Annotated in this window: 14 protein-coding genes; 5 read left to right on the plus strand and 9 right to left on the minus strand. The window is 68.4% G+C overall.

The features are described from left to right. Nucleotides 1-16: 16 nt before the first annotated feature. The 5 genes from LDQ05_RS05800 to LDQ05_RS05820 all read right to left on the minus strand — a co-directional run bounded on the left by LDQ05_RS05800 (nt 17) and on the right by LDQ05_RS05820 (nt 6101). Nucleotides 17-3232 carry a DEAD/DEAH box helicase gene (locus tag LDQ05_RS05800; protein ID WP_226435940.1) on the minus strand — a complete coding sequence of 1072 codons (3216 nt, stop codon included), beginning with the start codon at nt 3230-3232 and terminating at the stop codon, nt 17-19. 343 nt (nt 3233-3575) lie between these two features. Beyond that, nucleotides 3576-3971, minus strand: a complete 396-nt coding sequence (locus tag LDQ05_RS05805; protein ID WP_226435941.1) for a hypothetical protein — start codon at nt 3969-3971, stop codon at nt 3576-3578. Nucleotides 3972-4202: 231 nt separating this feature from the next. Next, nucleotides 4203-4556, minus strand: a complete 354-nt coding sequence (locus LDQ05_RS05810) for a winged helix-turn-helix transcriptional regulator (RefSeq protein WP_226435942.1) — start codon at nt 4554-4556, stop codon at nt 4203-4205. A gap of 28 nt (nt 4557-4584) precedes the next feature. After that, nucleotides 4585-5157: an NADPH-dependent FMN reductase gene (locus tag LDQ05_RS05815; protein WP_226435943.1), complete on the minus strand. Its 573-nt coding sequence runs from the start codon at nt 5155-5157 to the stop codon at nt 4585-4587. Between the two features lie 134 nt (nt 5158-5291). Beyond that, nucleotides 5292-6101 (minus strand): glycoside hydrolase family 19 protein, encoded by an 810-nt coding sequence (locus LDQ05_RS05820; protein ID WP_226435944.1) that lies wholly within the window; start codon nt 6099-6101, stop codon nt 5292-5294. A 642-nt stretch (nt 6102-6743) separates the two neighbouring features. Between LDQ05_RS05820 and LDQ05_RS05825 the strand changes: the two genes are divergently transcribed. The 3 genes from LDQ05_RS05825 to LDQ05_RS05835 all read left to right on the plus strand — a co-directional run bounded on the left by LDQ05_RS05825 (nt 6744) and on the right by LDQ05_RS05835 (nt 10542). Continuing rightward, nucleotides 6744-8249, plus strand: coding sequence for a protein adenylyltransferase SelO (locus LDQ05_RS05825; protein ID WP_226435945.1), 1506 nt, complete (start codon nt 6744-6746; stop codon nt 8247-8249). A gap of 133 nt (nt 8250-8382) precedes the next feature. After that, a complete protein-coding gene (locus tag LDQ05_RS05830) occupies nt 8383-10005 on the plus strand; it encodes a long-chain fatty acid--CoA ligase (protein WP_226435946.1) in 1623 nt (540 codons plus the stop codon). 60 nt (nt 10006-10065) lie between these two features. After that, complete coding sequence (locus LDQ05_RS05835) at nt 10066-10542, plus strand: hotdog fold domain-containing protein (RefSeq protein WP_226435947.1); 477 nt, start codon at nt 10066-10068, stop codon at nt 10540-10542. A gap of 106 nt (nt 10543-10648) precedes the next feature. On the opposite strand, the gene LDQ05_RS05840 is transcribed toward LDQ05_RS05835, so the two are convergent. The 3 genes from LDQ05_RS05840 to LDQ05_RS05850 are packed head-to-tail and all read right to left on the minus strand — an operon-like array spanning nt 10649 to nt 17681. After that, nucleotides 10649-14806 (minus strand): TIGR02680 family protein, encoded by a 4158-nt coding sequence (locus LDQ05_RS05840; protein ID WP_226435948.1) that lies wholly within the window; start codon nt 14804-14806, stop codon nt 10649-10651. Next, nucleotides 14803-16227: a TIGR02678 family protein gene (locus LDQ05_RS05845; protein ID WP_226435949.1), complete on the minus strand. Its 1425-nt coding sequence runs from the start codon at nt 16225-16227 to the stop codon at nt 14803-14805. Before LDQ05_RS05845 ends, LDQ05_RS05840 begins: the two co-directional genes overlap by 4 nt. Further along, complete coding sequence (locus LDQ05_RS05850; protein WP_264184503.1) at nt 16224-17681, minus strand: TIGR02677 family protein; 1458 nt, start codon at nt 17679-17681, stop codon at nt 16224-16226. The genes LDQ05_RS05845 and LDQ05_RS05850 overlap by 4 nt, the downstream gene beginning before the upstream one ends. 150 nt (nt 17682-17831) lie before the next feature. Between LDQ05_RS05850 and LDQ05_RS05855 the strand changes: the two genes are divergently transcribed. Together LDQ05_RS05855 and thiC are read left to right on the plus strand one after the other, a co-directional pair. Then, a complete protein-coding gene (locus LDQ05_RS05855) occupies nt 17832-19007 on the plus strand; it encodes a class I SAM-dependent methyltransferase (protein WP_226435951.1) in 1176 nt (391 codons plus the stop codon). 211 nt (nt 19008-19218) lie between these two features. Continuing rightward, nucleotides 19219-20865: a phosphomethylpyrimidine synthase ThiC gene (gene thiC / locus LDQ05_RS05860; protein WP_226435952.1), complete on the plus strand. Its 1647-nt coding sequence runs from the start codon at nt 19219-19221 to the stop codon at nt 20863-20865. Nucleotides 20866-20971: 106 nt separating this feature from the next. Here thiC and katG read toward each other — a convergent pair whose 3' ends face one another. Beyond that, entirely contained in the window at nt 20972-23152 is a 2181-nt protein-coding gene (gene katG / locus LDQ05_RS05865; protein WP_226435953.1) for a catalase/peroxidase HPI, read from the minus strand. Between the last annotated feature and the right edge of the window lie 4 nt (nt 23153-23156).

Below are 23156 nucleotides of genomic sequence, written 5' to 3' on the forward strand. Positions count from 1 at the left end.
CAGAAATGCGCACGGGTCAGCGCAGAAGTGCGCGGATGTCGTCGGCGGTCAGGGTGGACGAGAACATCTCCCCGTCGTCGACGACCGACGCGAACAGCTCCGCTTTCCTCAGTTGCAACGCTCGCACCTTCGCCTCGATGGTGTCGCGGGCGATCAACCGATACACCATCACGTTGCGGGTCTGCCCGATGCGGTGCGTGCGGTCGATGGCCTGCGCTTCGGTCGCCGGATTCCACCACGGGTCGAGGAGGAAACAATAGTCGGCCTCCACCAGGTTCAGGCCGAACCCGCCGGCCTTGAGACTGATGAGGAACACCGGGGCCGCACCGGATTTGAACTCCTCGAGCAGCTTCCCACGCTGCTTCGTCCTGCCGTCGAGATACAGATACTCGATGCCGGCGGCGTCGAGTCGTTCCCGGACAAGGCCGAGGAATCCGGTGAACTGGCTGAACACCAGCGCCCGGTGACCCCCGGCGATCACATCGTCGAGTTGCTCGAGCAGCGCGTCGATCTTCGCGGACCCGACCGCGGTGTGGGAGTCGTCGAACAACACCGGATCCAGACTCATTTGCCGCAGCACCGTCAGCGACTGCAGGATCGTGAGGCGGTTGCGGCCGAGGTCGTCGACGAGCCCCAGGATCTTCTGCCGTTCCCGCTGCAACTGCCGGTCGTACAGGGCCCGATGCTTCGGCGACAACTCCACCTCGAGCACCTGCTCCTGCTTGGCAGGCAGATCGGCGGCGACCTGCTCCTTCGTACGCCGCAACATCAACGGTTTGATGCGCTGCCGCAACTGCACCAGAAGCGCGGGATCGGCGCCGCTCTCGATGGGCTTGCGGTAGTAGTCCTGGAATCTCGTCGGATGAGGGAACAGACCGGGCGCGGTGATCGACAGCAGCGACCACAACTCCATCAGGTTGTTCTCCATCGGGGTGCCGGTGATCGCGACCTTCAACGGTGCCTCGATCTGCCGCACGCACCGGTACGCCTTGGCCCGATGATTCTTGACGAACTGCGCCTCATCGAGCAGCAGCATCACCCAGTGGTGCTCGAGATACTCGTCGATGTCGAGGCGCAACAACGTGTAGGAAGTGACGACGACATCGGCCCCGTCGAGTGCCTCGGCCAGCGTGCCTCCGCGTTTCGCGGAGGTCTCGGTGATCGCGACAACCTTCAGGTGCGGGGTGAACCGCTGCGCTTCGGCAGCCCAGTTCACGACCACCGACGTGGGGGCGACGATGAGCGCCGGCGGATCGGACGGCTTCTTGGCGCGGGCATGGCAGATCAACGCGAGCGACTGCAGCGTCTTGCCCAGGCCCATGTCGTCGGCGAGGATCCCACCGAGACCGTGCGTCCACAGGAACGTGAGCCACCGGAACCCGTCCAGCTGATACGGGCGCAGTGTCGCCTGCAACTGTTTCGGTGCGCGGGTTCTCGCGGTCGCTTTCACGTCGAGCAGGCCCTGGACCTGTTTTCTCCATGCCGCAGCCTGTCGATCGACGATCCCGAGCGCGGCCAACTCCTCCCAGATCCCGGCCTGGAAACGGCTCAGTTTCAACCGCTCCGGATCGTCGTGCTCGTGCAGCGCGCGGGCTTCGTCGACGAGACGACGGAGTTGCTGCAGTTCGGGTTTGTCCAGCGACAGGTACGCTCCGTCGGGCAACATCAGATACGACGTGCCCTCGCTCAGGGCCGTGAACACGTCGCGGAACGGCACGGCGGTGCCGTCCACCTCGATGGTGATGTTCAGATCGAACCAGTCGGAATCGCCGGTAGCCTTGGTGGACAATCCGATTCGGAGGCTGTCGCCGACGTCACGGTAGTCGGCGGGCGTTCCGGCGACACGCACCTCGACGTCGTCGCGGCCGGACAACAGCGGCAACAGTTCCGACACGAGACGGGCGGTGTCGAACCCGGCGAGAGTGATGTGCGAGAACAGCCGGCTGTCGACGGTGTTGACCAGGTTGTACGGTTCGGCGATGCCGCGGAGTTCGGTGAGCAGCGCCCCTTCGGCATCATGGTCGCGGACGGGATCGGACAACTCGGTGTACAACTCGACGCCGTGCTCGACGTCACCGACCCGATACACGAACTGCCAGTGCAGGTCGGTGCGATGCTCGGCCCGGAACGCCACCTGCAGCAGCGCCGCCGGTCCGCTCACCGTCGGCGCGGTGAACGAACCGTCCGCGGAGCCGACGGTCGCGGTGCGTTGCAGTCGCGGATAGTACGTTGCGGCGAACCGGGGGACCTGCTCGGCGGGGACGGCCAGCGAGCGGAGTTCGTGCATCAGGTGCTGCATACCCTCCGTCGCGGTCCCGTGCAGGCGTGCGATGCGGAACGGCTGGTCGGCGACCGGACCCTCGACGGGGTCACCGGGCGGTAGGTGGACCACTCCGTGCGCCGGCACCCCGATGAACGCGACCGCCCACACGGACCGGTCGTCGACGCGCACCGTGGGTGTGACGGTGAGTCCGTTTCCGGTGTCGGCGACGTCGACGCACACCTCCGCGGAACCCGGCTCGGGCACCGTACCGAGCTTTTTCTTCGCATACCGTAGTTCGACGCCGGCAGCCTGGATGTCGTCGAGCAGTGACCACAGTCGCGGGGATACGGCCGACAGGTCGAGGACGTTCTGCGAGGACCGGTAGTGGGTGGGGATCGTCGCCTGCGCCAGAGCGGCGAGTTCGAGCAGCATCTGTTTGTGCTGACTGTTCACGTCGCGTGTGTACGCGAGGTTGGACCACGAGATGTTGCCCGACACCCACCCGGTGCGGCCGGGACGCAGCACGCGCGCCATGAGGGCCGGTGCGGCACGGCCGGCCGTGAGCGTCAACTGGAGGGCGAGGGGGTCGCCGCTGTCGGTGTTCTCGGTGCCGAAGAACGTTGCGAACGTGGTGTCCCAGTCGTGTTCGGCCGGTTCGGCGGATGCGCCGCTCGCCGGTTCGATGAGGGCGAGCAGCAACGCCACCGTGTGCTTGCAGTTGTATCCGACGGGGCAGGAGCAGTCGCCGTAGTCGAACTCGAGATTGCGCGGTCCGGCGACGAGCTTGATCAGCGCCTCGTAGGGGTGTGTCCCGGCGATGGTCCCCACACCGACGAGAGAGTCGTCGTCGAAGTCGCAATCGAGGACGGCGCCGGCTTCGGCATACCGCTTCCCGCGGGTGTACGTCGTGCGGCCCACCTTCGCGACCATGGATCGGATGAGATGTTCGTACCCCGGGTGCGCCGACATGGCTGTGCAGTCTATGTGTCGGTCGCGTCCTGCCGGTGCGTGCGGTCCGTCGAGTGTGCAGTTGCCGTCGACTGTGCAGTTGTGGATGCGCGGAGCCGAGAAGTACACCTGTTGTGATGGCCGGAAGCGGCGTGCGATCTGCGGATGATCCGGTCGCGAAGGGGGATAGTGCAGGGTTTTGCTCGCTGAGCGGGCAAAACCCTGCACAAATCGTCGCGGTCGCTGAGGTCGGTGTCGGGGAGCGGGGGCGACTACGAGCACGAGATGTGCGAGAGTGAGCGAGTGGTACACCGGATCGCCTGAATCGAGCAGGCGATACATTCGCTCGAAAGCCAACCGGTGGTCACAGCTCCCGTGTGGTATCGACCGCAACTCGCTGCCGGAAACACAGACCCACCGCGACGAGGATCTGCCCGCCGAGGAGCGCCGCCGGCAGGAACACCAACTCCCATCCGGTGGTACCGAAGTTCAATGCCCACACGATGATTGCTGCGCCCAAGGCGACGGTGGTGAATTGCCCGAGAGTCAGGAGAATCGATGCCGCCGCGCGCGTCCTCCGCTGCACGGTGGCCGCGATACCGATGATCGAGGCCGCGAACGCACACGGCAACCCGACCACCGTCGGAAACACCACCATGTACTCGGCACTGTTCGAGACGCCCACGGCGCCGGACGAGAGAAGCGATATCACGACGAACAGCAGGATCGACGCCGTGCACATCACCGTGATGATCGACATGACCCGGAGCGTGCGCACTTTGCCACACTAGCGGCGGGAAGGGGGGCGCCGGTGCCGACCCCGGCCGAATGGATAACGTACGGGACGGAAAAGGGAGATAGTCGGAATACTGCAACCGGTTGCCCAGTGTAGTTCCAATTCCCGCGACCCGAACTGTCTCCTGCGCCTGCAATTCCGAATTGCCGTCGCGGGAAGGAGTTCGGATCGCCGGAGCGGAAATCGACCGCTGGGTCAGCGATGGTGACGTGCCCCGCCGTTGTCGTCCTCGGCGAGCGGAATCCAGCGGTGTGACCAGTCGATGACGGTCTCGAGAACGGGTTCGAGGTCTCGGCCCTTCTCGGTGAGGTGATACTCGACCTGTACCGGAGAGGTCGGTAGCACGTGTCGTCCGACGATGGCTTCGGCTTCGAGAGTGCGTAGCCGCTGCGTGAGCATGGTGTCGCTCAGGCCCGGAACCGCGGCTTTGATCTGCGAATACTGATGCGCGCCGGTGAACATTGCGCGCAGTATCGCACCCGTCCAGCGTGCCCCGATCAGTTCGATCGCGGTATGGAAGCGGGTGCAGACGGGGTGAACGGGATCCATCGATCCTCCTGGTGCGAGTGGTCCGGTGTCAGTCGCCCACGCGCAGGGGGCGCAGCGCGTCCGCGACCCGGATCAGTTCGTCGAACATCGCCTTTGCGGCGCCCGTCATGGTCTCGTTGGGAACGAGAGTTCCGTCCTCGTCGAGGAATTGGGCGACGAAGGGGATGGATACCGCTTCGGCGACGGGGGTCATCTTCAGTGTCGTGACCACCTGTTTGATCATCTGGGCGGCGCGAGTTCCGGCGGAGACTCCGCCGTAGCTGACCAGCCCGACGGGCTTGTACTTCCATTCGTTGTGGAGGTAGTCGATCGCGTTCTTCAGTTCGGCGTTGTAACCGTAGTTGTACTCCGGCATCACGAAGACGAACGCGTCGGCTTCGGCGACCTTGGCGCTCCAGTCGAGGGTGTGCTGGTGGGTGTACCGGCCCAGACGCGGGTGGTGCGGTTCGTTCATGAACGGCAGGTTCACTTCGGCGAGGTCGACGAGTTCGATCTCGCTGAAGCCGCCGTGCGCTGTTGCGTCTGCGAGGACCCACCGGCCGATCGGGGGTCCGAGGCGTCCGGGACGGGTGCTGGCGACGATGATCTCGAGCTTGGCCACAGAGTTCCTCACGTGGGTCGGGGCGGAAACGGTCTCCGTCCGCGGTCGGCTGACCCGCACGATATTACTCAAGATAGTCAAGTAACAAAATTATCCTTAGTTGCGCGCTCCGTCGACGGGGGAGTGGCTGCAGGTCAGGGCTGGAGCAGTACGTCCAATCCACGCTCGAAGTCGGCGATGCGGCGCGAGAGGGCGTGGTGACCACCGTTGACGAGCTCGGACACCCGGACGATTCCCGCCGTGTCCGCGACGTGGTTGAGATTGCGTGAGGTCCAGTACCAGGCTGCCGTGGTGAAGGCATTCTCCGGTGCGGCGAGCCATTCGGGGTGGGCGACGAAATCCACGCCGGTGTGCTCACTCAACTTCTCGTAGTTGTGACGGCCCGTGATCTGGATCGCGCCGCGGCCCTTGTAACGCACCCCGTCGCCCGGCTCGGTGTTCCCGAGGTCTGCGCGTCCTTCGTAGGCACGTCCGGATGCGTACTCCTCGAACGTGCGGAAGGAATCGGACTCGACGGCGAGCTGGGCGATGAACGCTGCTTGCCGGACCGGTGTGTCGATGCCGTTGTGCGCCATCGCCTCGTTGAGGGGAGCAATGTACTGCCCGATCTTCTCGGCCGGGATTCCGGGCACGATCCGCGCCAGCTCGTCGGGGGTGACGGCCGGCGGGGCCGGCTCCGGGGCCGGCTCCGGATTCGTGAAGAACGCGGGTTCGACGGTCGCGCTGCCGTCCGTCGTCGTGCTGCTGTCCGCAGTCGTCCAGCCTGCGGCGGCGAAGGCGTGGGGGTCCAGCGCCTTCAGGAGATCGCCGTACTCGAAGCTCGCGGACTGTGCAGTCGGTACTGGATCGGCGTTCGCGGCGGTCGTGCCGATACCGACGGCCGTGGTGGCCATCGCGGCGGCAGCGAGGGCGGTACGGACACGGTGTGCTGATGAAACGGGCATTGGTCGTGCTCCAGGATTCGGCCGAGGAGTCGTCCGGCCTTCGATAGAGGGGCCACGGGCGTTGCCGAAGCGGGAGGATCACTCCCAGGCAGGTCACCATCGGGCGGCATTTAGGTCACAACCAGGTAACGTTGGTTTGGAAAATGCCGCAAGGGAATGTGGCGAACATCCCATTGACGAACCGTGGACGCTGCGTCGAGTTTCCGGCTCCGCGGTCGCTCCCGATCGTCGAGAAACGGCCGGAATATGGGACTGAAGTGATATCTGTGCTGTACAGAGGGTGTTGGTGTGCACTCACTCGGGGCTGGTTGGCGCTGCGGGAGTGGATACAGTCGTTGCGAGCGGGGGCGGATGTTCGCCGGCCCGGACATCACGATCTTGTTACGGAGGGGTGTCGGGTTTCCCGGTGCTGCGACACCCGTCCGTTCGCGCGACGAACGTCCTGTCTCTCGCGGGGATCGGACTGTGCGTGTGGGCGTGGCGACGCCGACGGCGGTGAGCAGACCGACGCCCAGCGAGTGGACGACGAACGCAAAGCGCGTGTGGTGGCGGTGATCGCCGCCGGTGGGCGACAGCCGGCGCATGGGACGTCGCCGAAGCCGCGCTGCGTCGGACGATGCTCGCACTGGTTACGCTCGGGTGATGGCGGCGCTTCCGGAACCCTCCTCGGGCACGACCACAGCGATGTGGCATCTCGAATGCACATTCGCCGACGAACTCGACGGCCTGGCCGTGCCGTGGCAGGGCGCCGACGTACCCGACCCGACGTTGCTCGTGCTCAACGAGCCGCTGGCCGAGTCCCTGCGGCTGGACCCCGACGAACTGCGTACCGATGCCGGAGTCGCGGTCCTGTCGGGCGCCACCGCGCCGGCCGGGGCCACACCGGTGGCGATGGCGTACGCCGGGCATCAGTTCGGTGGATATGCACCGCTGCTCGGCGACGGCCGGGCACTGCTGCTCGGCGAGCTCGTCGACCGGGCCGGCCGAAGGGTGGATCTGCACCTGAAGGGATCGGGACCCACTCCGTTCTCCCGCGGTGGGGACGGGTTCGCGGTGGTCGGCCCGATGCTGCGGGAGTACCTGATCGGTGAGGCGATGTTCGCCCTCGGGATCCCGACCACACGGGCGCTGTCCGTGATCGCGACCGGCCGCCCCGTCCACCGCGACGGCACGGAGCCGGGCGCGGTCCTCGCGCGGGTGGCGTCGAGCCACCTGCGGGTGGGCACGTTCGAGTTCGCGGCCCGCCGCGGTGCGGTCCTGCAGCCTCTCGCCGACTATGCGATCGCCCGGCATCACCCCGAACTGCTCGAGCGTCCGGAACAGGGGGACGGGAACCGCTACCTGGCGTTCTTCGAGGCGGTGGTCGAAGCGCAGGCGTCGTTGACGGCGCAATGGATGCTCGCCGGTTTCGTGCACGGAGTGATGAACACCGACAACACGACCATCTCCGGGGAGACCATCGACTACGGGCCGTGCGCCTTCCTCGACGCGTACGATCCGGCGGCGGTGTTCAGCTCGATCGACCACAGCGGCCGCTACGCGTTCGGCAACCAGCCCGCCGTGCTCGCGTGGAACCTGGCGCGTTTCGCCGAAACCCTCCTTCCTCTCGTCGACCCCGAACCGGACCGCGCCATCACCGCGGCCACCGAGGTCCTCGCCGGATTCCGGGAACGCTACGAGTTGCACCGTGCGCGCGGCCTGGCGGCCAAGCTGGGTCTGCCCGATTCGGCGGACACCGCACTGGTCGAGGCCCTGCCGGCGCTGATGGCGGAGCACCGCATGGACTGGACCGGTACTTTCCGTGCCCTCGCCGACGAGCTCCGCGGCGATCCGACTCAACTCGACGCCCTGATCGCGCGCGAGCACATCGGTCCGTGGCTCGGACGGTGGCGCGGCGCTCTGGCGGAACACGGCCGGGCCGCGGCCGAGACGGCGGTCGCGATGGACGGGGTCAACCCGATCTACATCCCGCGCAATCACCGGGTCGATGCGGCACTGCGCGCGGCGACCGACGGTGATCTCGTTCCGTTCCGGACGCTGCTGGAGGCGGTGACGCATCCGTTCGAACGTCGCGACGAGTGGGCGGAGTTCGCGGCTCCGGCTCCTCGGGAGTTCGGCGAGTGTTTCCGGACGTTCTGCGGCACCTGACGGCGCGGTCGGCCCCGGTGACGGTGCGCCCCCGTCGCAGCGGCCGTCCCGTTCGGCCCGAATTGCCGCATGGGTCCGGAAAAGGTGAGTCGTCGGTCACAATGTGCGTAGTCGACCGATCGAGGAGCCGTTCATGTTGAGCACGATGCAAGAAGCACCCCTGTCCATCGCGCAGATCCTGCGGCACGGCAGCACCGTGCACGGCGATGCGGCAGTGGTGACGTGGACGGGGTCCGGATCCCGGCGGCGAAGCTATTCCGAGGTCGGTCGCCGCTGTGCCCGGCTGGCGCACGCGCTGCGTGAGCTGGGCGTGACCGGCGACCAGCGGGTCGGCACGTTCATGTGGAACAACGCCGAACACCTCGAGGCCTACCTCGCGGTGCCCTCGATGGGCGCGGTCCTGCACACCCTCAACATCCGATTGTTCCCGGAGCAGTTGGTGCACGTCGCCAACCATGCCGAGGACCACGTGATCCTCGTCGACCGCACCCTCGTTCCGTTGCTGGCCCCGCAGTTGCCGCACCTGACCACCGTGGCGCACATCGTGGTCACCGGCGACTCGACGGCCGATCTCGAGGCACCCGACGGAGTGCAGGTGCACGCCTACGAGGACCTCCTCGCCGACCGGCCCGACGTGTTCGACTGGCCGGAGGTCGACGAACGCTCCGCCGCCGCGATGTGCTACACGTCCGGTACCACCGGTGATCCGAAAGGCGTTGTGTATTCGCACCGCTCGATCTATCTGCATTCCATGGAGGCGTGCATGACGGAGGGTCCGGCGCTGCGGCAGGGTGACCGCGCGCTGGCCGTCGTACCGCAGTTCCATGCGATGTCGTGGGGGTTGCCGTACGCCGCGTTCATGATCGGCGCGTCGCTGATCATGCCCGACCGCTTCCTGCAGCCCGAACCGCTCGCCGAGTTGATCGCCGCCGAACGTCCCACCTTCGCGGCCGCCGTGCCGACCATCTGGCTGGCGCTGCACCAGTACCTCGAGGAGCACCCGCAGGACATCTCGGTGATGAAGGAAGTGCTCATCGGCGGATCCGCGGTGCCGGCCTCGCTGATGCACGTGTTCGAGGCCGAGCACGGCGTGCGGGTGTTGCACGCATGGGGGATGACCGAGACGTCACCGCTCGGGTCGGTCGCGCGACCACCGGCGGGCGCCCAGGGCGCCGAGCAGTGGCGGTACCGGTACACGCAGGGACGATTCCCGGCATCGGTGCAGGCGAGGCTCGTCGACGACACCGACACCGTCGTCCCGCACGACGGCGTGAGCATCGGGGAGCTCGAGGTCCGCGGACCGTGGATCGCCGCCTCCTACTACGGCGGGGCCGCACCGGAGAAGTTCCACGACGGGTGGCTTCGCACCGGTGACGTCGGGACGATCACCCCGGACGGCTATCTCACTCTCACCGACCGGACCAAGGACATCATCAAGTCCGGTGGCGAATGGATTTCGTCGGTCGATCTGGAGAACGCGGTCATGGGTCATCCGGACGTGCTCGAGGCGGCGGTGATCGGCGTGCCGGACGACCGATGGGACGAACGTCCGCTCGTCGCCGTCGTCCTGCGGGCCGGCACCACCACGACGATCGAGGCGTTGCGGGAGTTCCTGGCGGACAAGGTCGCGAAGTGGCAGCTGCCCGAGAACTGGACCGTGATCGGGGAGGTCCCCAAGACCAGCGTCGGCAAGTTCGACAAGAAGCGGCTGCGTTCGCAGTTCAAGGACGGCGAACTGGACGTCACCCGCATCTGACCGCCGGCGCGCGGTCGTCGGCGTCCATCCCCTTACCTTACTTGCAAGTAAGGTAAGGGGATGGACCTCACCCCGACCTACCGCGCCTGGCGGAAGCTTCCCGGCAACGCTCTCGGCTCCGTCCTCTTCTCCGCCGGAATGTGTGTGCGGGTGCCCTACTTCGCGACGATCCTGCCGCGCGTGACGGTGCTCGAACCCGGACACTGCGAGGTGCGCGCACCCAAGTGGTGGGGTGTGCACAACCACCTCGGCACCTTCCACGCCATCGCCGCATGCAACCTCGCGGAAACCGCGATGGGCATGCTCGCCGAAGCCACCGTCCCCACCACCCACCGGTGGATCCCCAAGGGCATGACCACGCAGTACCTGACGAAGGCCGAGACGGGACTGCGCGCGATCGCCCGACTCGACGAACTCCCGAACTTCAGCGCACTCACCGACGGAACCGAACTGACGGTGCCCGTGCGGATCGTCGACCGTCACGACGTCGAGGTCGTGCACGCCGACATCACGATCTGGGTCACACCCCGCGCCTGACCCGCCGCGGTACCCGAACGACAACTGCGCGAAATGGTGGTACCCGCGGTGAATTCCGCGCGGGTACCACCATTCGGCGCGGGTACCCGACCACGGTGGACGCCGATCACGCGAACTCGAACGTCCCGTCCACCGGCTCGGGTACCCGTCGCCGCCCCGGTGACCCCAACGCGCTCGCAAGATCGGTGCCGTCGTGCTCGGCGAGCAGACCCCCGCTCGTCCACACCAGCAGCGTCGCCGCGACCGTGTGCTCGACCACCGAATGCGCCAGATCGTAGTGTGCGCATCCGGGCACCCCCGCGTAGGTGATCCACAGGTCGAACCCGGTCATGAACAGGTCCAGATCGAACTGCACCGACAACCCCAACAGTTCGCTGCGACCCGTGTCGTCGACCCCGGCGAACGCCTCGTCGAGCGCCAACAACCGCGGTGCGTGCGGATCGGCGGAATCGAGCATCACGTGCGCCGCCGCGAACAACGGCAGGTGCAATGACACCGACTGCTCCCCGCCGGACAGCGCCGAGTGCCGCGCCGGTGTCAACCTCTCCTCGGTGCCGTCCGCGGCGACGAGACCGAACGCGAACACCCGCCAGCGCCGGTAGTCGAGCGTCGACGCGAGGATCTCCGGGTACGAACGTTCCGGATGCGCGGCCCGCTCCGCGCGGATCCGCGCCGCGAAATGCGCCCGCACCGAGGCGAGTTCCTCCGGTGACAGGCTCGACGTGTCCCGATCCAACAACCGGCACACCGCGCGGGCCCCGTCGTCGAGGTGCTCGGCGAGCACCCAGTGCACCCCGATCGTGTTGCCCGACGACATGTGCCGCTGCCGCATCTCGGTGCCCATCCGCCCGATCAACTCCCGGGCATCTGCGGTCCGCTCGTGGATCTGCTGAGCCAGACCCGCGAGCAACGCGTCCTCGAGGATGCGTCGCTCGGCATCGGTGAGCAGCAACTCCTGATCCCGCCGATCGGACGCGATGCGTTGCGCGAACTGCGCCACCGACGTCGGCCCCTGCTCGTCGTGGACCTGCACGACCGTCACCCCGTCGGGAGCATCCCACTGCAACCGGTAGTCCTGTCCCGAAACCGCGAGCCGATCGTCGAACTCCTGCAGCGCCGACGTGAGCGCCGACCGCGTGGACTTCCGCGCCGACTCCGCCGTCGACACCGACGCGGTCGCCACCTGCACAGCCCCGAACAGCGCTGCCACCTCGTCGGGAACCACCGGCACTGCCTCGCCGGTGGCGCGGCGCACCCGGTACAGCACCTGGTCGACATCGAGCCACGCCGCCGAACCCGGCCACGTGTATTCCTGGTCGATCCCCAACAACGCCAACACATCCCGCCGCGCGTACGGGACGAGACGCTCGGCGTCGGACCGTACCTCCGTCAATGCCGCCCGCAGCGTCTGCTCGGCCGCGGTGTGCGCGGCCTCCGCCTTGCCGATCCGCTCGACCGCCGCATCCGACGACCTCCGAGCCGCGCGCTGCGCGTCCTTCGCCGCTTCGATCCGCGACCGCGCCTCCGCGAGCTGCGCGTCGATGCGGTCGGCGCTCGCCCCCAGCGCATCCTGCAGTGTCTCGAGCTTCTGCTGCTGCGCCAGCAGCGACGACTCGGCGATCGCCGCGGCCTCCGCTGCCTCACCTGCCGCGCGGACCGCTTCGTCCAGCCGCACCCGGGCCTCCCGGCCCCGCTCGGTGCTTGACGTGTGCTCACGCACGGCCCGCAGCAGCGTCTGCCCCTGCGACCGGAAGTGCCGGATCGCGGCTTCGACGGCATCGATCTCCCGGGCCTCGAACGGGATCCGGTGCCGCACCGCGACCGACCTCATCTGCTGTTCCTGCGCCGACACTTCCGCAACGGCCTGATCGAGGTCGCGGTCCGCGGATGCGGCGGCCTCCCCGGCGGTCCGCAACGCTCCCGCGGACTCGGCGACCTTGCGCAACGCGGCGAGCACCGCACCGGTGCGCGGCAACGCGGCGACGGCCCGCTCGACGTCGGCGAGTCGCCCGCCGACGATCCTGTCCTCCTCGCGCAGACGGTCGATGGTCTCCCGGGACAGCGTGACGGCCCGGTCGATCTCGGCGATCCGCGTGTCACGGCGACGCTGCCGCGCGGTCGCCCCGATGTACTCGGGGTGGTCCTTGCGGTGCCGGCCGATCTGGATGCCCTGCCGGAATCCGCCGTGGACGTCCACCGCGATCGGTGTCCCCAGGTCGGGTGCCGCGGTCAGCGCGACCGACGCGAGCACCTGCGTGATCCGGTCGACCGGCACACCCGCATCCGGTTCCGGCACCAGCACGTCGGCGAGTGTCGGACCGGTCGGGCGTCGACCCTCGGGGAGCGGAGCGAGAAACAGTTCGGACGCGGCGTCGGGCACCGAGTCGTCGCAGCAGACCCACCCGTCGAGCAGGTTCGCGGCCTGCAGCGCCGCCTCGACCCCCGTCGCGACGGTGAGGTCGACGTCGTCGCGGAACCGCACCAACCGCCACAGCGGTGCCCCCGCGCGCCCGTCCCGCGGATCGGTGCGGGCCGCGAACGGCGGAGGAGCGTCGTCGTGTTCGGCGGACACGGCGGCACGCTCGCCGGTGAGCACCGCGATGTGCTCCTCCGCCGTCGCGATCTCCGTGGCGATCGACCGGCGCCGGAACCGTGCCTCCTCGAGCGCATCGGCGACGCGCGCCGACAACACCGCCGACGGTGGTACCGCGTCGTCGGAACCGACGGCCCGGTAGGCCTCCTCGACCGCCTCGAACACGACATCGGGTACCCCCACCGCCGTGAGCGCACCGGAATGCTCGGACCACCAGCGGTGCACCAGATCCGCGGTTTCGGTGCGGGCCAGCGTCACCACCGTCTCGGCTGTCTCCACGGCGGCGTGCGCCGCGTCTCGGCGGGTGCGGGCACCGGCCGCCGCCGATTCGGCGCGCGACCGTGCCGCAGCGGCCCCGTCCACCCTCGCTCGTGCCGCCCGCACCACCCGCAGGTCGTTCTCGCGTTCCTCCGCCCGCGCCTCGAGCGCTGCCGACAACCGATCGACCCGATCGATACCGTCGAGTCCGGCGAACTCCACGCCCGCGTCCGCGGCGGCCTCACGCACCGCGTCCTCGGCACGTGCCGCCGCGGCGGCCGCGTGGGTGACGGCTTCGGCGGCCCGGTCGTGTTCGTCGGTGCGCTGCACCACGGCCGCCTGCGCACGCTGCGCCTGTTCGGCCTGACCGGACGTGGTGCGCTCGAGATTCGCGACGGCCTGCGCGAGGTCGTCGAGTTGCTGCTTGCCCTCGTACGCGCTGGAGCGTTGCAGCGCCTCCAGATTCGTGCGGGCCTGCTCGAGGGTGTGCTCGGCCGCCGCGGACCGCTCGTCGGCGGCCGCGCGGTCGGCCGCACTGAGATCGCGTTCCCGCGTGGCGTCGCGCAACGCCGCGATCGCGGTGTCGACCGTGGACAGGCGCGATGCGATCTGATCGATATCCGCCTTCGCCTGCACCTGCAGGTACCTCGTGTACACGGAGACGAACGACTGCGCCGCGTCGTCGGCGGCGGCGAGGGACTCGAGGGTGCGGGCCACCTCCTCCATGTCGGAGAACGACCGCGCGGCCTCCACCACGAGTTGCTCGTCGAGCGGCCGCAACCCGTCGGTGAGGGCCTGCGACAGCCCCTTCGGATCGAGATTCTTCGCCAACTGTGGGCGCCGCAATGTGAGGATCAGGTTGATCAACTGGTCGTAGCGTTGCGTGCCGAGCCCGAACATCCGTGCGTCGATCGCCTCCCGGTACTCGACGGGCCGGTCGCAGATCGAGTCGGCGCCGATCTCGTCGATCAACTGGCGTCGCGTCAGCGGCCGATCCTCCGCATCGAGCAGGGAGAAGTCCACGCCGACCCGGCCGTCGACGACGAAGTACCAGCGGGTGACCTTGTCGTTGCCGCGAGTTGCGCGCATCCCGATCCCGACGGTCACCGCCTCGGGGTCGTCGCTGCGACCGCGACTGAACTCCATCCACACGTACGAGTAGGCGCTGTCCTGCCCCCGATACAGCAGATTCGAGCGCATGGTGCGTTCCTCGCCGGCGAACGGATTGAGCCGCCGCGGTTCGATCCGACCGTCGAACACGAACGGGAACAGCACCTCGAGGGCCTTCGTCTTCCCGGAACCGTTCGGGCCGCGCAGCACCAGCCGCCCGTCCGCGAACGAGAATTCCTGGTCGCGGTAATCCCACAGGTTGATGATCCCGGCGCGGGTGGGCCGGAAACGGGCACTGTTCAACACTTCTCCGTCTCGCTCGAATCCGTCTGACTGCTCGCCACGGTCGCGGTGCCGGCGGTCGCGGTGGCCTCCCGATCCCGCGGGAACAACTCCAGGTGCGGGTCGCGTCTGCGCACGCTGACCGTCACACCCCGGAACCGGGCCAGCGCCGGCAACGCCAGCACCCCGCCGGGCACCCGGGCCACCAGCCGCTGCCCCGCCAACACACCGATCGCGGCCTGCGTCAACGCGCCCGGGTCCGCCTGCCACTGCGACGCGAACGTCCGGCCGTACGTGTCGACGAGCCCGGACACGGTCTCCGCCAGCCACGCGTCCTCGACCAACGGATGCTCGGGCACCGGCCGCGGCTCCCGCTCCGATGGCACCTCCGCGACCGGCTCGCCCGCGGTGTCGTCCGACGAACGCAGCCCGGTGAACATGCCCGACCGCGGCAACGCCGCATCGACCGCCGCCACCAGGTCCGCGCGGGTGTCCATCGGCAGCGGCACCCGCACCGGCTCCGGTGCGTCCGCGTCCAGCACCCGGTCACAGATCTCCCCGGCCAACAGCAACGCCACCTGCGCCACCGTGCCCGTGCCCGGAAACCGCACGTCCGACAGGCGCCCCGACGGTCCGACGAGAGCCACCCCCTCGGCGCGCCGCTCGACGACCAGCCCGGTGAGCAGCGCGACATCGGCGGCGGTGCGCGGCAACGCCAACTGCACCGCCTCCTCGTCGTCCAACTCTTCCGCGTACACCACGGGCCGCTGCACCAACGCGCGGCGCATCCGCCGCGCCACCTCCTGGGTACCCCCGGCCGACACCGGCGCGAGGAGCGCCCGCACCGAGTCGATGTGCTGCAACGCCTGCGGCGGGCGGAACAGCGCCGTCACCACCGCCCGATCGATGTCGTAGAGCGCCTCACCGATCGCCGGGTCCCGGGCCCAGCCACCGGCATCACCGTCGGCCACCGTGATCGCCCCGCGCATCGTCAACCACCCCACCACGTCGACGAACGCATCACGGTCGGTGCCGCGGGACGGAGCGAACTCGACGCCCTCGACCCGCGACGACTCCGCCACCACATACTCCGCGAGCTCCGACAGGCTGATCTGCGCACCCGCACGGCCCAACGCGGCGAGGACCAACGCCAGATACGCGTAGCGGCGACGGTCGAACGGACGATCGGTGGCCGTACGGGTACCCGAATCCGGATCGAGCCGGTCGACGACGGTGAACAACCGCGCCGTCGTCTCGGTGACCTCGAGCCGGAACCCGAACAACTCGAGCAGATCTTCGCGCAGTTCGGTCGCCCACCGCCGCAGCAACGGCAGCGCGGACCGATCCGGGTAGGACGCGGTCACCAGGTGCCGTGACAGGATCAACCGCGCCGCCCGCTGATACGACTCCGCCTCCAGCGGCGCAATGCTGCGTGCCCTCACCGCACCTCCACGTCCAGGCCGTCCAGATACAACCGGCCGCGCGCGGTGTGCACGACCGTCGACGCGCCACTCGGCCGCAACGTCAACGTCACCCCGTGCTGCGACCCGGAGCCGTCACTGTCGCGGACCCGGCCGCTGACCGGCACCCGCGCCGACAACGCCGCGTCGAGCAGACCCAACAACACCTCGGCCTCCGGCTCGGACAGTTCACGCTCACGCACCCCACCCGAGGCGAGAGCAGCAGCCGCCGCCGCACGTCGCCGCTGCGTCTCGAGTTGTTTCTCCCGCAACCGGCGCACCCCCGAATCGTTGCGGTCGACCCGACCCGGCGCACCCGGCGTCGGGGGCCGGCCCGTCTCGGCGAGCGTCCGCGCGATCTCCACCGGCGGTGCCTCCCACCACGACCGCCCCACCGGGACCGCATCCGCATCGGGATACGGCATCGAGAAATGCCGCGGCCGGCCCAGATCGAACACCGCCCCGAACAGGGCGTGCGCCGACTCCTCCGTCGGTGTCGCCGCGAACCACGCCGCCAGATGCCGCAACTGCGACTCACGGCTCACCCCGCCTCGCCGATTCTCCGTGAGCCGGCGCAGCAGCGACAGCACCGCGGAGATCGCACTCATCGTGCCCTCCCGCAACCGCTCCGCCTCGCTCGGCGCCGATCCCACACCGACGAACCAGTGTTCGATGCCGCGCCACCGCAGTCGCCAGTCGGCCTCGCGTTCCTCGACGGTGAGCAGCACCCGCTCGTCGTGCGCGGCGGCCAGCACCGGCAGCTTCTCCGCGCCGCCCGCCCGCACCCGGTCCAGCGCTGCCGTCAACTTCGGTGCATAGCGCGCGAGGTCGGAACTGAACTCACGCATGTGCGACAACAGGGCGTCCTTGTGCGTCAGGAACACCTCCGGTGTGACCTCGGTGGTACGCACCAGGTCACCGAGCATCAGATAGAACCGGGCCGCCCGCTCGGCCATGTCCGACAGTGTCGCATCCAACCTGTTCAACTTGCGGTACACCAGTTCACCGTCGCCCACGGCGTTCGCGTCGGCGAGATCCGACAGGTCCGCGAGCAGATCCGCCAGCGCCAACCCCGACAGCGCCACGTCTTCCCCACGTCCGGTCAGCACGTCCTCCACCGCCCGGAACGCCCGGTACCCGGCCTGACCGAACTGATACACGAAATTGCGGTTGCGGTACTCGGCGAGCGTCGCCGCACGCGTCCCGTCGAAGCTGCGCTCGAGCACACCCCACCCGTGCAACTGTTCGAGCAACGGGGCGACCGCGGCGGCATCCAACGCCGCAGCGGGATCGCCGCCGCCGATGCGCCGCAGGATCGTCTCCACCCCCGACGCGTGCAACAGCACGATGTAGTTGGCGCGGGCATGGTCGAACGCCCGCAACACCCACAGGTACTCGGCGCGTTTGTCGGCGGTCGCGAACGAGAACAACCGCAGCCGCTCGTCGCGCACCACCGGGTCGTCGGCCACCCGCGGACCGCCCGCACCTGATTCACTCACCCGAACAGGGTAGTGGGCCGACCCGACAGGCACCGAGTCGCGCACGAGCGACCCCACGAGCGGAGCCGATACGGATAGCGTGAGCGGGTGAGCAACGATGTGACGCGTGCGGAGTGGACCGGCAAGGCCGAACTATGGGTACGTCACGAACGCATCTACGACGCGGCGTTCGCGGCGTTCACCCGCGCAGTGATCGACGCAGCCGAACTCGGGCCGGGCCTGCGTGTCCTCGACGTCGGGTGCGGAGCGGGCACCGTCCTTGAACGCGCGGTCGCGGCCGGAGCCGACGCCGTCGGGATCGACCTGTCACCGCAGATGGCCGCGGCCGCGCACGCACGCGTTCCCGGCGCAGACGTGCTCACCGCCGACGCCCAGACCGCCCCCGTTCTGCAACTCGCACCCGGTGTTCCGTTCGACCGGATCGTCTCCCGCTTCGGCGTGATGTTCTTCGCCGACCCCGTCGCCGCCTTCACGAACCTGCGCGCGGCCGCAGCCCCCGGTGCACGACTGGCGTTCGTGAGCTGGCGCGACGACGAGGACGAAATGTTCCGGCACGGCACCCGCCGTCTCGCGGCCCGGCTCGACGACCCACCCGAACCACCCCGCGTCGGACAACCGGGACCGCTGGGACTCGCAGGTGAGGACCACATCCGCACGGTCCTCGCCGACTCCGGCTGGACCGACATCCGTGTCGAACCCGTCGACGGAACGTGCGACTTCTCCGTCGACGGCAGCGACGGGGTGGAAGAACGGCTCACGGTCGCCCTCGCCGGACGGATCGGCCAGGCCGCGCGGGAACGCCTCGAACCGACACTCGGCCCCGACGGCTGGCGGGCCGCCCTCGACGACGCCCGCGCCGAACTACGGGCGACACTCGTCGACGGCACGGTCCGGTTCGTCTCCCGCACCTGGCTCGTCACCGCCGCGAACCCCGCCGCGGTGACCGTCCCGGACGAGGTGGTGCACGCGGTGCTGCGCGCGGCGATCGAAAGTGGCGGAGTCGCCGGGTGGGCCGACATCGAACACTGGGACGGTCACGGACACGCGGACATCGTCGAATGCGGCGGTTCGGGTCACGTCGTCGACGTCGGTGTGGTGCGTCGAGGCTTCGAGGTACTGCTCGCCGACACCGCGCGGGACCGCAACGACCGGGACGTGACCGTGGCGGGGGACGTCGACGAGGATCTCGCGGACACGGTGGTCCAGTTCGGTCTGTTCGGACGGCTCGTGTACAGCACGGGTCCGGAGGCGCGTGGGCGCTGACAACCCGTGTCGGTCACCGCGGATCACCGTTGCGTGAGGTGCCGACGCCGGCACATGATGCAACCGAATCCGGCACTGGTACGGTTGGTTCGACAACTGCACATCACGGGAGCTCGCGCCAGCGGGCTGAGAGGACGGCTAACTCTGTTCGAGTGCGAGGGCCGTCGACCGTACGAACCTGACCGGGTAATGCCGGCGTAGGGAGCACACCATGGGGGACACCTCCGACTCGACGGCTGCCGTCACCACCGGACCGATCGAAGGCAGCAAGAAGCATTATGTGGACGTTGACGGCCTGTCCGTCCCGTTCCGGCGCGTGCATCTGAGCACGGGCGAACACCTCGACCTGTACGACCCTTCCGGCCCCTACACCGACGACGATGCCCGCATCGACCTGCACGCCGGTCTACCGAAGATCCGGTCCGGATGGTCACGCCCGGACCCCGACACCACCCAATACGGTTGGGCGCGAGCCGGTGTCGTCACCGACGAGATGCGTTTCTGCGCCGCCCGCGAAGGCATCGACCCGGAGGTCGTGCGCGCGGAGGTCGCCGCGGGCCGAGCCGTGATCCCGGCGAACCGTCGTCACCTCGAACTCGAGCCGATGATCATCGGGAAGCGCTTCGCGGTGAAGGTCAACGCGAACATCGGGAACTCCGCGGTCACCTCGTCGATCGCCGAGGAAGTCGAGAAGATGGTATGGGCGACCCGGTGGGGAGCAGACACCATCATGGACCTGTCCACCGGCAAGGACATCCACGAGACCCGCGAATGGATCCTGCGGAACTCACCCGTCCCGGTCGGCACCGTCCCGCTCTACCAGGCACTCGACCGAGTCGGAGGCGATCCGACGGCACTGAGCTGGGAGTTGTACCGCGACACCGTCATCGAACAGTGCGAGCAGGGCGTCGACTACATGACAGTGCACGCCGGAGTGCTATTGCAGCACATTCCGCTGACGATGAACCGGGTCACCGGGATCGTCTCGCGCGGTGGCTCGATCATGGCGGCATGGTGCCTGGCCCACCACACCGAATCGTTCCTGTACACCCATTTCGCGGAACTGTGCGAGATACTCGCCGACTACGACGTCACCTTCTCGCTCGGCGACGGGCTCCGCCCGGGATCGATCGCCGACGCCAACGACGCAGCCCAGTTCGCAGAACTGCGTACCCTCGGCGAACTCACGGCAGTTGCCCGCGCCCACGGAGTCCAGGTGATGATCGAGGGACCCGGCCACGTGCCGATGGACAAGATCGCCGAGAACGTACGCCTCGAAGAGCAATGGTGCGACAACGCCCCCTTCTACACACTCGGCCCGCTCGCGACCGACATCGCCCCCGCCTACGACCACATCACCTCTGCGATCGGTGCGGCGATGATCGCGCAGGCCGGAACCGCCATGCTCTGTTATGTGACGCCGAAAGAGCATCTGGGACTGCCGAATCGGGATGACGTCAAGACCGGTGTCATCACCTACAGGATTGCCGCGCACGCCGCGGACCTCGCCAAGGCGCATCCGCGGGCACAGGAACGCGACGATGCCCTCTCCCGCGCCCGGTTCGACTTCCGGTGGCGCGATCAGTTCGCACTGTCGCTGGATCCCGACACGGCCCGCGAATACCACGACGAGACCCTGCCCGCCGAGCCCGCGAAGACCGCGCACTTCTGCTCGATGTGCGGGCCGAAGTTCTGTTCGATGCGCATCTCGGCGGACGTGCGCGCGTACGCGCACGAACACGGACTGACCGACAGCGACGCGCTCGACGCCGGGATGGCGGAGAAGTCGGCAGAGTTCACGCGCGGCGGAGAACGACTGTACCTGCCGGTCACCACCTCGTCGGGTACAGCGGACTGATCCGGGACGTCCCTCCGCACTCGAACCCGATCGGGTGCGGAGGGCGACACGCAGGCGGTATCGGACGACCACGAGCGCGGCGAACCGAGCTACAGATCGAACCGAGCTACAGATCGAACCGATCGAGGTTCATCACCTTCGTCCACGCCCGCACGAAGTCACGGAGGAACTTGCCTTCCGCATCGTCGGACGCATACACCTCCGCGATACCGCGGAGCTGCGCGTTCGCGCCGAACACCAGATCCACGGCGGTCGCCGTCCACCTCCGTTCGCCCGAGCCGCGGTCCCGACCGATGTAGACACCCTCGTCGTCGGCCGACGGTGACCACTCGACGTCCATGTCGGTCAGGTTCACGAAGAAATCGGTGGTGAGGCGCCCCGGCCGATCCGTGAGCACCCCGTGCGTGCTTCCACCGTGGTTGACGGACAACCCCCGCAACCCACCGAGCAGCACCGTCATCTCCGGTGCCGTCAACGTCAACAGATTCGCGCGATCGAGCAGCAACTTCTCCGGCGGCAGCTTCTCACCCGACCGCACGTAGTTGCGGAACCCGTCGGCGCGCGGCTCGAGCACCGCAAACGAGTCGACATCCGTCTGTTCCTGGCTCGCGTCGGTGCGCCCGGGGGAGAACGGGACGACGATCTGGTGCCCGGCCCGGCGCGCCGCCTCCTCGATCCCGGCGCAGCCGCCGAGCACGACGAGATCGGCCAGCGAGATACGGACGCCGTCGCTACGGCCCGCAGCGAACTCGTCGCGGACACGCTCGAGCACCGGCAGCACCTCGGCCAGCTCGTCGGGTTCGTTGACGGCCCAGTTCCTCTGCGGTTCGAGCCGCAGGCGGGCACCGTTCGCGCCGCCGCGCTTGTCGGTGCCGCGGAAACTCGCTGCGGCGGCCCACGCGGTCGACACCAGCCGCGTCACGGACAGACCGGACTCGAGCAGCGTCCGTTTCAGCGCGGCGATGTCGGTGTCGGAGACGAGGGGGTGATCGACATCCGGCACCGGGTCCTGCCACAGTTGCGGCTCGGCGACCCACGGACCGAGATACCGCGTGATCGGACCCATGTCGCGATGCAGCAGCTTGTACCAGGCCTTCGCGAACTCGAGTTCGAGTTCTTCGGGGTGATCGAGCCAGCGGCGGGTGATCGGACCGTAGGTCTCGTCGAACCGCAGCGACAGATCGGTCGTGAGCATCACCGGGGTACGTCGTCGTGACGGGTCGTGCGGATCCGGCACCGTATCGGCGCCCGCGCCGTCCTTCGGGATCCACTGCACGGCCCCGGCCGGACTCGTCGACTGCTCCCACTCGTAGCCGTACAGCGTTTCGAGGAAGCTGTTGTCCCACGTCGTCGGCGTCGGTGTCCAGATCCCTTCGAGTCCGCTGCCCATCGCGTCGTCACCGACACCGGTACCGAAACTGCTCTTCCAGCCGAGACCCTGCTGTTCGACGGGCGCGGCTTCGGGCTCGGGGCCGACGAGGTCTGCGGACCCGGCGCCGTGCGTCTTGCCGACGGTGTGCCCACCGACGATCAACGCGGCCGTCTCGACGTCGTTCATCGCCATGCGCCCGAACGTCTCACGGATGTCGACGGCCGCCGCGATCGCATCGGGGGTGCCGTTGGGGCCCTCCGGGTTGACATAGATCAGACCCATCTGAACGGCGGCCAACGGATTCGACAGGTCACGTTTGCCGCTGTACCGCTCGTCGCCGAGCCAGGTGTCCTCCGAGCCCCAGAAGATCTCCTGGGGCTCGTAGACATCCTCCCGACCGAACGCGAATCCGAACGTCGTGAACCCCATCGCCTCGTACGCGCAGTTGCCCGCGAAGATGATCAGGTCGGCCCACGAGATCTTCCTGCCGTACTTCTTCTTCACCGGCCACAGCAGGCGACGCGCCTTGTCGAGCAGCACATTGTCGGGCCAGCTGTTGAGCGGCGCGAAGCGCTGCGCACCCTGACCACCGCCGCCGCGCCCGTCGGCGATGCGGTACGTGCCGGCGGCGTGCCAGCTCATCCGGATGAACAGCGGACCGTAGTGGCCGAAGTCGGCCGGCCACCAACTCTGCGAGTTCGTCATCAACTCGACCAGGTCCCGCGCGAGCGCGTCGACGTCGAGCGTCGCGAATTCCTTCGCGTAGTCGAAGTCGGGGTCCATCGGGTTCGACTCGGGATTGTGCTGGTGGAGGACCTGCAGGTCGAGCCGGTCCGGCCACCAGTCACTGTTGGTTCTGGGGCGATGTTCCTCGGGGGTGGGAGAGGAGATCGCGGGACTTTCGCTCTCGGACATGAGT

Origin of the sequence: Rhodococcus yananensis, from assembly GCF_020515525.1 — a bacterium.
GTDB classification, from domain to species: Bacteria; Actinomycetota; Actinomycetes; order Mycobacteriales; family Mycobacteriaceae; genus Rhodococcus; species Rhodococcus yananensis.